Origin of the sequence: Mycobacterium rhizamassiliense (genome assembly GCF_900157375.1) — a bacterium.
GTDB lineage: Bacteria > Actinomycetota > Actinomycetes > Mycobacteriales > Mycobacteriaceae > Mycobacterium > Mycobacterium rhizamassiliense.
In genome coordinates this window covers 1,014,374-1,024,993 of record NZ_LT721901.1, presented here as the reverse complement: position 1 = coordinate 1,024,993, position 10,620 = coordinate 1,014,374, and the positions used below count along the sequence as shown (strand labels likewise).

General features: G+C 67.3%; 10 protein-coding genes. 3 read left to right on the top strand and 7 right to left on the bottom strand.

Annotation, left to right across the window (positions count from 1 at the left end; genetic code table 11):
• Window positions 1–14: 14 nt before the first annotated feature.
• The 5 genes from MRAB57_RS05140 to MRAB57_RS05120 all read right to left on the bottom strand — a co-directional run bounded on the left by MRAB57_RS05140 (window position 15) and on the right by MRAB57_RS05120 (window position 4,243).
• Window positions 15–476, bottom strand: coding sequence for a hypothetical protein (locus MRAB57_RS05140; RefSeq protein ID WP_077086605.1), 462 nt, complete (start codon window positions 474–476; stop codon window positions 15–17).
• A 97-nt stretch (window positions 477–573) separates the two neighbouring features.
• A complete protein-coding gene (locus tag MRAB57_RS28735; RefSeq protein ID WP_077086604.1) occupies window positions 574–1,074 on the bottom strand; it encodes a hypothetical protein in 501 nt (166 codons plus the stop codon).
• Between the two features lie 28 nt (window positions 1,075–1,102).
• Complete coding sequence (locus tag MRAB57_RS05130; RefSeq protein ID WP_077086603.1) at window positions 1,103–1,690, bottom strand: superantigen-like protein SSL4; 588 nt, start codon at window positions 1,688–1,690, stop codon at window positions 1,103–1,105.
• A 104-nt stretch (window positions 1,691–1,794) separates the two neighbouring features.
• Window positions 1,795–2,745, bottom strand: coding sequence for an amidohydrolase family protein (locus MRAB57_RS05125; RefSeq protein WP_077086602.1), 951 nt, complete (start codon window positions 2,743–2,745; stop codon window positions 1,795–1,797).
• A gap of 7 nt (window positions 2,746–2,752) precedes the next feature.
• Window positions 2,753–4,243 (bottom strand): aldehyde dehydrogenase family protein, encoded by a 1,491-nt coding sequence (locus MRAB57_RS05120; protein WP_077086601.1) that lies wholly within the window; start codon window positions 4,241–4,243, stop codon window positions 2,753–2,755.
• 86 nt (window positions 4,244–4,329) lie between these two features.
• Between MRAB57_RS05120 and MRAB57_RS05115 the strand changes: the two genes are divergently transcribed.
• Window positions 4,330–5,271, top strand: coding sequence for a LysR family transcriptional regulator (locus MRAB57_RS05115; protein WP_077086600.1), 942 nt, complete (start codon window positions 4,330–4,332; stop codon window positions 5,269–5,271).
• On the opposite strand, the gene MRAB57_RS05110 is transcribed toward MRAB57_RS05115, so the two are convergent.
• Window positions 5,225–6,367: a sulfotransferase family protein gene (locus tag MRAB57_RS05110; RefSeq protein WP_077086599.1), complete on the bottom strand. Its 1,143-nt coding sequence runs from the start codon at window positions 6,365–6,367 to the stop codon at window positions 5,225–5,227. The two genes, MRAB57_RS05115 and MRAB57_RS05110, sit on opposite strands and share 47 nt — an antisense overlap.
• Complete coding sequence (locus MRAB57_RS05105; RefSeq protein ID WP_077086598.1) at window positions 6,364–7,743, bottom strand: cytochrome P450; 1,380 nt, start codon at window positions 7,741–7,743, stop codon at window positions 6,364–6,366. Before MRAB57_RS05105 ends, MRAB57_RS05110 begins: the two co-directional genes overlap by 4 nt.
• A gap of 337 nt (window positions 7,744–8,080) precedes the next feature.
• Here MRAB57_RS05105 and dnaK point away from each other — a divergent pair, with 337 nt between their 5' ends.
• The gene (gene dnaK / locus MRAB57_RS05100; protein ID WP_077086597.1) at window positions 8,081–9,943 is read left to right on the top strand and encodes a molecular chaperone DnaK; all 1,863 of its coding nucleotides are present in this window, start codon (window positions 8,081–8,083) and stop codon (window positions 9,941–9,943) included.
• Window positions 9,940–10,593, top strand: coding sequence for a nucleotide exchange factor GrpE (grpE, locus tag MRAB57_RS05095; protein ID WP_077086596.1), 654 nt, complete (start codon window positions 9,940–9,942; stop codon window positions 10,591–10,593). Before dnaK ends, grpE begins: the two co-directional genes overlap by 4 nt.
• Window positions 10,594–10,620 lie beyond the last annotated feature (27 nt).

Below are 10,620 nucleotides of genomic sequence, written 5' to 3'. Positions count from 1 at the left end.
AGGTGGGCGAGCGCTCACAGACCCGGGGGCAACGTGATTTCGGTGGGCAACCCCGGAATCGCCGGCAGCGTGATCACCGACGGCAGCTGGGGCAGAGGAAACGCCCCGGGCGACCCGGTGCTGGTGGTCAGCGGTGGGGCGGTGTCCACGTCGGTGGTGGACGGCGCCGGAATCTCCGCGGTGGTGGTCGGCGTCTTCTGCTGAAACGTCCCACGGTGGCTGGGTGGAGCGACCGGCGCGGCGCTCGAGGGCGTCGTCGGAGTGGTGATGACGATGACCGGTTCCGGCGGCGGGTTGCCGCACGCGAGTTGGAGGATGCCCCAGACGATCAGCGCGATCAGGATCGCGATCAGCGCACCCCAGCCGGCCAGCGCGAGTGGGGTGCGCCAGCCCGGAATCGGATCCTCGGGCTCGCACTCGTCGCACCACACCGTCGAATCGGTGACGCCGTAGTCCGGCGGCGCGAGCCTGGCCATGGTTGCTGAGCCTATCGGCGCGGGTCTCACCTAGTCGGTAGCCACACCCACCGCCGCCGGGCAGCAGTCAAACGTTGATCCGGTCGCAACCAAACCGTTAGGGCAGTTGCGGAACGGTCGTCGGCAGCCACGACGGCCAGTGATGCCGGCGCGTGGGCTGTGGCTGGGTGGGCTGGCGCGTCGGCTGCTCTGACGGCGGTACGACCTCGGCGCTGGTCGTCGTGGTGGTGGTCGGCGTCGTCGTTGTGGTGGTGGTGGTGGTGGTGGTCGTGGTGGTAGTCGTCGTGGTGGTGGTACTGGTCGGCGTCGTCGTGGTCGTCGACGTGGTGCTGGGGGTATTGGTCGTGCTCTGGTCGTGCACCAGCTGGGTGATGCCCCAGACGATCAGCGCGACCAGGATCAGAACCGACAGCGCCCAGAGGATGAGCACCGCCGGCCTGCGGTACCACGCAATGGGCACGGTCTGCCCGTCGAACGGGTCGGGCGATTCGGGCGGCCCGGGTGGGTCAGTCGGGGGTGGTGTCCCAGGTTGCCCGGCGGCGTTGGCATGCCGGGTCTGCTGCTCGTTGAAGTCATCCGGCGGACCGTTGGGTGCCACGGCACCGATCGTAGGTGAAACCCCGCGCTTAGAACGTATTGACCTTCTCGACGCTGACGTACATGCCGTGGCCGGTGTGGTCGTTCGTGAATCGAGTGCCGCCCTCAGAGGCGTTGATGGTCCAGCCCTGCGCGCCGTAGGTCTTGTAGTCGATGGTCACCGTGGGGATGGCGCCCAGGTTGCCCAGCACCCACTGCACCGAACCGGTGGAGGTGATGCTGACGCCGTTGGCGTGCTCGCCGTCCTGCAGCGGGGAGTCGGTGAAGGGCGCCTCGCACCCGACGGTGTCCTTGTTGATCTGGCAGCGCGTGATGCCGGACTTGGTCTCGATGAAGACGTAGCCGTTCTGGTCCGGCGACAGCGGGATGGTGCCGGCCGGGGAGGTCGGGCCGCCGGGTGCCGGGTTCGGGCTGACGCCGGTCGGCGGCGGCAGCGCCGTGGCGCTGGGCCTCGGCGTCGGAAAGACGGGCTCGGTCGGCCCGGCCCCTGGCGCCGCGACCGGCCTGCCGTCGATCTTCGTGGCGCAGCCCGAAACCAGCATCGGACTAGCCAGCACGGCCGCGAGTACCAGCGAACCGCCGGCCATGCCGCGTCGTGCATTCTGCGATAACCGCACGCGTTGCTCCCCGAAATCTTTGAATATTCAGTGGTCAGGGTACGCAGCCGGAGGCCAAAGTTGCGAGGCCGAAGCGGTTTTGAAATATGGCCGATAGCAAAGTGTTACAGGCCGAGCAGGCGCTCGGCGTTGCGGTGGCTGATCCTCGCCCGATCGTCGTCGGAGAGCGGCAGGTTGTCCAGGAAGACGCGCGCGGCCTTCATCGACCCGAACGGGTAGTCGGCCGAAAAGGCCACGCGCTCAATGCCGACGTGGGCGACCAGGTTCGTGTAGGTCGCTTCGGCGTTGAAGTTGGCGAACGTGTAGTGCAGGTTGTGCCGAAGGTAGGTGCTGACCGGATATTCGAGCCCCGTCAGCTCCGGGGTCAGCGTGGCATCGAAGCGCGGCAGCATGAACGACAACCCTTCGCCCATGTGCCCGATGATGACCTGCAACTCGGGGTACCGGTCGAAGACGCCGCCGAGGATCAGCCGCAACACGTGCGTGGCGGTGTTGATGTGCCAGCCCCAGCCGACGGTCGCCAGCGCGAAGGTGACCTCGTCGGAGAAACCCGCGTAGCTGGACTCGATCACGCCCTTCGGCGGGATCGTCGGATGCAGGTAGATCGGAACGCTCAGCGCCGCAGCGCGATTGAGCACCGGTTCGAAGAAGGGATCGTCCAGGTAGCGACCTTGGCTGTGCCCGTTGATGACCGCGCCGAGAAACCCGAGTTCGCGAAACGCCCGCTCCAGCTCGTCGGCCGCCTGGTCGGGAGCGCTGATCGGCACCGTCGCGAAACCGGCCAGCCGACCGGGGTAGCGCGCGACCGCGGCCGCCAGCTCGTCGTTGCAATCACGCGCCAGCGCAACGGCTTTCGGGCCGTCCAGCTGCTCGACACCCGGCGCGGCCAGCGACAGCACGGCAAGGTCGACGCCCGCGTCGTCCATGGCCGCGATACGACCGTCACCCAGGTCCGAGATCGGTTCGAGGATTCCGGCGCGGGTGGTGAGCCAGCTGCCCGGCCCGCGCAGGAATGCCGCTGTGGCGTAATGCTCTTCGAGTGCGATCGTCCGCATCCGGGGGCTACCCCTCCAGCACCCGGGTGGCGGCCGACCAGTAGGCCAGCTCGTCGCGCCTGGCGGGCAGCCGAATTGTCTTGGTATAGCCGTATTCCGCCAACGTCTCCTGCGCGTGCTCGCGGCCGAACCCGCTGTGGCCGACCCCGCCGAATCCGGTGCCGACCGACACCCGCTGGTAGTTGTTGACGAAGACGGCTCCGGCCCGGATCTGACGGCTGACGCGCAGCGCCCGGTCGCTGTCCTGCGTGTACACGGCGGCAACCAGTCCGTACGGCGTGCTGTTGGCGATCCGCACCGCCTCGTCGTCGTCGCCGAACCGGATCACGCTGACGACGGGGCCGAAGATCTCTTCGCGGGCCACCCGCATGCGGGGGTGCACGTCGGTCAGCACCGTCGGCGCGACGTAGAAGCCCGCGGCCAATCGCGGGTCGTCGGGCAGCGCTGCCTGGGCGGCGATCCGCGCGCCCTCGGCCACGCCGATCTTGAGGTAATTCAGCACCTGTTGCTGGTGTGCCCGGGTGACCAACGGCCCCACGTCGGTCGCGGGGTCGGCGCCGTCGCCCACCCGCAGCCGTGCCACCGCCGCGCACAGCTTGTCGGTGAATTCGGTATACACGTTGTCTTGCACCAGGATTCGCGACGCAGCGGTGCATGCCTCGCCCTGATTGAAAAACCCGCCGTCGATGGCGGCCAGCAGCGCTTCGTGCAGATTCGCGTCGTCGAACACCATCAGCGGATTCTTGCCGCCCAGCTCCATCAATGCGGGCGTGAGGTTGTTGGCCGCGGTACGCAGCACCGCCGAGCCGGTCCTGGGCGATCCGGTGAACGACACCTTGCCCACCAGTCGATGCCCGGCGAGCGCGGCGCCCACGTCGCCGCGGCCGGGCACGGTGTGCACCACGCGCTCGGGCAGCACGGACTGCATCAGCTCGACCATGCGCAGCACTACCGACGGCGCCTGCTCCGGTGGCTTGAGCACGACGGCATTGCCGACGGCCAGCGCCGGTGCGACCTTCCCGGCGGTGTGAATGGGGGGCCAGTTGAACGGCACGATCCCGGCGATCACCCCGTACGGTTCCAGCGTGGTGACGTCCAGCACCGGGCCGTAGTCGCGGGCCTGGCTGGGCAGCGCCTCCACCACGCCGGCGAAGTACTCGAATATGGCGATCGCCGTTTCGATGTCGGTCCTGCGCGCCTGGGTGACGGGCTTGCCCATTTCCAGCGACTCGAGCTCGGCGAGTTCGTCCGCGTGAGCGCGGATCAGCTCGGCGATCCTGCGCAGGTATCCGCCGCGTTCCCGCGCCGGCCGCAGCTTCCAGCGCAGGTGTGCGAGGTGGGCTTTGCGCACGGCCTGGTCGACCTCGATGGGGCCGGCGCCTTGGACAACGGTGATGGTCTGGCCGGTGGCGGGGTTCTCCACCACGAACTGATCATCGGTGGACGCGGAAGACCAGCGCGTTCTGGTCCGCGTGAGGGGGAGAGTTTGCTGAGACATACTGCGCTCGACGCTACGCTGACCTGCGCAATCGGGGCCAACGAAAGCTTTTGATGGATTCCAGCATTAGCGGTGATAATGGCAGGGTGGAGCTGCGCCACCTGGAGTACTTTCTCGCGGTCGCGGAGAACCGGAGCTTCACCGAGGCCGCGAAGCGGTTGCACGTCGTCCAATCCGGGGTATCGGCGACCATCAAGGCGCTGGAGCGCGAGCTCGGCGCGGAGCTGTTCGTCCGGGGTCCGGCCGGCGTGGCGTTGACCCCCGCCGGCGAGGAGCTGCGGCCGCGCGCCCGCGAAACCCTGGACGCCGCCCGGGCGGCCAGGGACGCCGTCAACGCCACTCGCGGCTCCGTTCGGGGCACGGTCACGGTGGGCACCCTGACCTCCATCAACGTCATCGACCTGCCCCAGCTGCTGGTCGACCTGCACGTGCGGCACCCGGACGTGGTGGTGCACCTGCGCGCCGCCGCCGCCGGATCCGACGGCCTGCTGCGCCAGCTCCGCGACGGCGACCTCGACGTCGCCCTGCTGGTTTTCACCGGCGCGGTCCCGGCCGACCTGCAGGCCCGGCTCGTCGCCGCCGTGCCGCTGCTTCTGGTCGTACCCGTCGATCACCCTCTGGCGCAACGGGATTCGATGGCTTTGGGGGAGCTGGCCGGAATGTCGTTCGTGGACAGCCCGCCCGGGTACGGCACCCGGACGGTGATCGACAACGCGTTCGCCGCGGCGGGCATCCAGCGGACCGTCGCGGTGGAGGTCGCCGACCTGGGCACCGCCGCGACCTACATCCGAAACGGTCTGGGGATCGGCTTTTTGAGCTGGTCCATCCTCGACCACATCGACGACTCCGGCGTGACGACCGTCCGCATCTCCGATTACGACCTGCAGTGGCGCCTGTTCGTCACGACGTCAGCACTTCGCCCGCCGAGCGCGGCCACCCGCGCCTTGCTCGCGCTGCTCGAGGAGAAGTCCTATCCGCTCGCTAGCGCCGCGCCTCGTCTGCCGTCCGATAACCGTAGCGATCGATGACGGCGCCCCAGTTTTCGTCCACCGCCGCGCGCTGCGCGGCCGTCAGCTCGTAGCTGTTGGTGCGGTAGTCCTGGTGGTCGGCGAGGTATTCGCGCAATCTCGGTAGGTACTGCTCGAATTGGCCGAGTTCCAGGTGCTCGTAGAGGCGGCCCAGCTGGCCCTCGGGGTCGGCGATCAGATCCTCGTAGCGCAGTTCGTAGAAGCGGGACGGGTCGACGAGTTCGCGCCCCTCGTCGACCTTGCGATACAGGTCGACGTACGTCTCCAGCACCCGCTCGTCCAGCCCCTCGAACGTCGGTCGTTGCAGGCTGTGCACCCGCGACAACGACTTCAGCAGGTGAATGCTGGACGGGTAGACGACATAGGGATCCCGGACGATGTGGACGAACTTGGCTTGCGGAAATACGTCCAGCAGCACCTTGATTCGGAAGCTGTGGTTCGGGTTCTTCAGGACCACCGTCTTGCGGTGGCGGAAGTACAGCTGCGCAACGAAGCGCAGCAGTGGCCGCTTCCACGCCGCCAGCTCCTGCGGCGTCAGCTGTTCCAGATCCAGGTACCGCTCGTGCTCGGGCGGGCGGTTCGGAAACGCCAGCGTCAGATACGGCGACGGCTGACCCTGCATGACCCACACGAACTCGTCTTCCTGTGGGTGGTAGAGGCTGGAATCCATGTTGTCCATGGCCCGGTGTTTGGACACCATGAAACCCGCCAGCGGCGCGAACCGCTCGGTCAGCAGGAAATGTTGCGGCGCAACGCATTCGAAGCCGGTCGGGCCGACGAAGCGCTCGTCGAGAACCAGCAGCTCGTGCAGCAAGGTGGTGCCGGTACGCCAGTGCCCGATGACGAAGATGGGCGCCTCGGCCATCACCGTGTTGGCCACCCGCCTGCCGAACACGAGCCGCTGCAGTAGCCCTAGGGCCGAATTGCCAACGCTGACAAAGGTATACAAGACGGCGTAGTGCCAGCGGCTCGGATGCACCGCGAAGCGATTGCGGATCAGCAGCCGCGCCCATGCCGAGAAATTGCAGCCGATCCAGACCGGTGCCGCCCACTCACGCCACCGGGAAGTCAGCGACGCCGAGCCGGCCGCCCTCATCGGGGCGCGACAGCGACCCGAAGCCGGGTCAGGCCACGGAGATTGGCGTTCGTCGTCCATGCCGGTGGTTCGAGAACGTCGATCCGGCCGACGCTGGCGACGATCTCGCGCAACACCGCCTGGCCCTCCATCCGCGCCAGCTGAGACCCGGGGCACCCGTGGATCCCGGTGCCGAACGCCAGGTGACCGGCCGAATCGCGGTCGGCCCGAAAGACATCCGGGTCGTCGAATTGCTGGGGGTCGCGGTTGGCCGCCCCCCACGCCAGCAGCACCAGCGAGCCGGCGGGGATGACGGCCTCGCCGACGCGATAGTCGGCGCGCGTGGTCCGGCAGATGTTCTGCACCGGGGACATGAAGCGCAGTTGTTCCTCGACGGCCGATCCGATCAGTTCCGGCCGTTGCCCGAGCAGCCGGAACTGCTCGGGATAGTTGGCCAGCGTCAGGAACAGGGTGCTGATCATGTTCGCGCTGGTCTCGAAGCCCGCGACCATGAGCAGCACGGCGAACAAAGACAATTCGCTATCGCTGAGCCGCCCGTGCTCGGCGTGCGCGGCGAGCTGTCCGAGGATCGTGGAGTGGTTCAGCGTCCCGTTGTCGCGGCGATGCGTGAAAAGAGCGCGCAAGCGCCGGAATCCGGTGATGCCCTGCGCCAGTGAAACCAGCCCCGGCACCGAGAAGCTGACATCGGTGATGCGGATCGCCTGGTTGGACAGCCGGCGGAACGCGTCCTCGTCGCCGCCGGACACGCCGAGAACGTTGGTGATCGTGCGCATCGTCATCGGGGTGGCCACGGTGGAGACGACGTCCGCGGTCCTCTTGGTCAGCAGGTCGCCGACGACCTCGCGGGCGATTTGGTCCACCAGCGGGCGCCAAGCCTCCAGCGCGCTGCGCGTCATGCCCGGCGACAGCTGCCTGCGCATCCGGGTGTGGGCCGGCTGATCCGATGTGGGCAGAAAGGGCGGCGACCCCTGGGAGAACGTGACCCCGCGGGCGCTGGATAGCACCTCGTGGTTGCGCGCGGCGGCGTGGACGTCGTCGTACCGGGCAAGGATGTAGACGTCGCGCCTTGGGTTGTAGTGCACCCGCTCGCCCGCCAGCAGCTCGCGGTAATGCGGATACGGGTCGGCGGCGATCGCGGGGTTCAACGGGTCGAAGTCGGTGATCTGCACGTGCTTGTGCACGTTTGCCCCGGCCAGCCTCGTCCGGGCCTTCTTGGCGGTGGTCAGTGCGAGGACTTTGGCGACCATCGGCGCCGATACCCGGGCCAGCTGGGCGTCGCGCTTCATGGTGGTGGCGGGCGAGGCGCTGTTAGCGGCCCGATATGGGCAACCAGCGACCGCACCTTGTGCTGCTGCGGATTGCCGCATAGCTGCCATGACGCTGCGCCCTTCCCCACGGAGTTTCGATACGACCGTACTAATTTGGCCGCACCCCCACACTTAGTTAACGGAAATGCCATTAATAGCTGGTTGCCTGCAGGCCACAATTCTGGGAACCCAGCCTGGGCGCTGGCTGTGGGGACTGTGAGTATCGCCACAGTAAGTCGGGGCCCCGGGAACAAGACCGGCAGGCGGCCCGTTAGCATGATCAACAAGTTGAGCGCATCAGACTCAATCCCGGGTTGACAGCATGAGGTCGCCGGTAGCAGACTTGAGCGAGGTTCACTCAGCATAGTGGCACCAAAGAAGCTCTAGGAAATCAGGAGGAATCACTATGGCTCGTGCGGTCGGTATCGACCTCGGGACCACCAACTCCGTCGTCGCAGTTCTCGAGGGTGGCGACCCTGTAGTCGTCGCCAACTCCGAGGGCTCGCGGACCACGCCGTCCATCGTCGCCTTTGCGCGCAACGGTGAGGTGCTCGTCGGTCAGCCCGCCAAGAACCAGGCGGTGACCAACGTCGATCGCACCATCCGTTCGGTGAAGCGGCACATGGGCACCGACTGGTCCATCGAGATCGACGACAAGAAATACACCGCTCAGGAGATCAGCGCCCGAGTGCTGATGAAGCTGAAGCGCGACGCCGAGGCCTACCTGGGCGAGGACGTCGCCGACGCGGTTGTCACCGTGCCGGCGTACTTCAACGACGCGCAGCGCCAGGCGACCAAGGAAGCCGGCCAGATCGCCGGCCTCAACGTGCTGCGGATCGTCAACGAGCCGACCGCGGCCGCGCTGGCCTACGGCCTGGACAAGGGCGAGAAGGAACAGACCATCCTGGTCTTCGACCTCGGTGGCGGTACGTTCGACGTCTCGCTGCTCGAGATCGGCGAGGGTGTGGTCGAGGTCCGCGCCACCAGCGGTGACAACCACCTCGGTGGGGACGACTGGGATGACCGCGTCGTCGAGTGGCTGGTGGATAAGTTCAAGGGCACCAGCGGAATTGACCTGACCAAGGACAAGATGGCGATGCAGCGGCTGCGTGAGGCCGCCGAGAAGGCCAAGATCGAGCTCTCGAGTTCGCAGAGCACCTCGATCAACCTGCCGTACATCACCGTCGACGCGGACAAGAACCCGCTGTTCCTCGACGAGCAGCTCACCCGCGCCGAATTCCAGAAGATCACGCAGGACTTGCTGGACCGCACCCGTGCTCCGTTCCAGTCGGTCATCAAGGACGCCGGTATTCCGGTCTCCGATATCGACCACGTGGTGCTGGTGGGTGGTTCCACCCGCATGCCCGCGGTGTCGGAACTGGTCAAGGAGATGACCGGTGGCAAGGAGCCCAACAAGGGCGTCAACCCCGACGAGGTGGTGGCCGTAGGTGCCGCGCTGCAGGCGGGTGTCCTCAAGGGCGAGGTGAAAGACGTTCTGCTGCTTGATGTTACGCCGCTCAGCCTCGGTATCGAGACCAAGGGTGGCGTGATGACCAAGCTGATCGAACGCAACACCACGATCCCGACCAAACGGTCGGAGACCTTCACCACGGCCGATGACAACCAGCCGTCGGTGCAGATCCAGGTGTTCCAGGGTGAGCGCGAAATCGCTTCGCACAACAAGCTGCTCGGCTCCTTCGAGCTGACCGGCATCCCGCCGGCTCCGCGCGGCGTGCCCCAGATCGAGGTCACCTTCGACATCGACGCCAACGGCATCGTGCACGTCACGGCCAAGGACAAGGGCACCGGCAAGGAGAACACGATCAAGATCCAGGAGGGCTCCGGCCTTTCCAAGGAGGAGATCGACCGGATGATCAAGGACGCCGAGGCGCACGCCGACGAAGACCGTCAGCGCCGCGAAGAGGCCGACGTTCGCAACCAGGCCGAGTCGCTGGTCTACCAGACGGAGAAGTTCGTCAAGGAGCAGCGCGAGGCAGAGGGCGGGTCGAAGGTTCCCGAGGAGACGCTGTCCAAGGTCGACGCCGCGGTGGCGGATGCCAAGTCGGCGCTCGCAGGCACCGACATCTCCGCGATCAAGTCCGCGATGGAGAAGCTGGGCGAGGAGTCGCAGGCTCTGGGTCAGGCCATCTACGAGGCGACCCAAGCGGCCGGTGAGCAGGACGGCGCCGGCGCGGCCGGCGGCGCATCCGGCTCGGCTGACGATGTCGTGGACGCGGAGGTGGTCGACGACGACCGGGAGTCCAAGTGACCGAAGCGAATCAGGAACCGGTGACGGTCACCGACAAGCGGCGGATCGACCCCGAAACCGGCGAGGTGCGCAACGTCCCTCCCGGCCCCCAAACACCAGGGGAGCCGGGAGGGGACGCGCCGGCCGGTGACGAGTCCGACAAGGTCGCCGAGCTGACCGCCGACCTGCAGCGGGTGCAAGCCGATTTCACGAACTACCGCAAGCGTGCGCTACGCGACCAGCAGGCCGCGGCGGACCGGGCGAAAGCCGGTGTCGTCGGCCAATTGCTGGGCGTGCTCGACGATCTCGAGCGCGCGCGCAAGCACGGCGACCTGGAATCGGGCCCGCTGAAGTCGGTAGCCGACAAGCTCGACGGCGCGCTGTCCGGCCTCGGCCTGACGGCCTTCGGCGAGGAAGGCGAGGGCTTCGACCCGGTCTTGCACGAAGCCGTGCAGCACGAGGGTGACGGCGGAGAAGGCTCCAAGCCCGTGATCGGCACCGTGATGCGTCAGGGCTACCGGCTGGGTGAGCACGTGCTGCGGCACGCTCTGGTCGGCGTCGTGGACACCGTGCCCGGCGACGGCGAAGAGGCCGGCGCGACGGTGGGCGCCACCGGCGGCGCGGCCGACACGGGCGACACCGATGAAAATGCCGACACCTCCGGCGATTAGGGCAGAGAATCAGGTTCAAGAGACGAA

Excerpts from the sequence above, each read along its gene's own strand:
- MRAB57_RS05120 (WP_077086601.1), bottom strand. The coding sequence starts at position 4,243 with ATGTCTCAGCAAACTCTCCCCCTCACGCGGACCAGAACGCGCTGGTCT.
- dnaK (WP_077086597.1), top strand. The coding sequence starts at position 8,081 with ATGGCTCGTGCGGTCGGTATCGACCTCGGGACCACCAACTCCGTCGTC.
- MRAB57_RS05105 (WP_077086598.1), bottom strand. The coding sequence starts at position 7,743 with ATGGCAGCTATGCGGCAATCCGCAGCAGCACAAGGTGCGGTCGCTGGT.
- MRAB57_RS05125 (WP_077086602.1), bottom strand. The coding sequence starts at position 2,745 with ATGCGGACGATCGCACTCGAAGAGCATTACGCCACAGCGGCATTCCTG.
- MRAB57_RS05140 (WP_077086605.1), bottom strand. The coding sequence starts at position 476 with ATGGCCAGGCTCGCGCCGCCGGACTACGGCGTCACCGATTCGACGGTG.
- MRAB57_RS05110 (WP_077086599.1), bottom strand. The coding sequence starts at position 6,367 with ATGAGGGCGGCCGGCTCGGCGTCGCTGACTTCCCGGTGGCGTGAGTGG.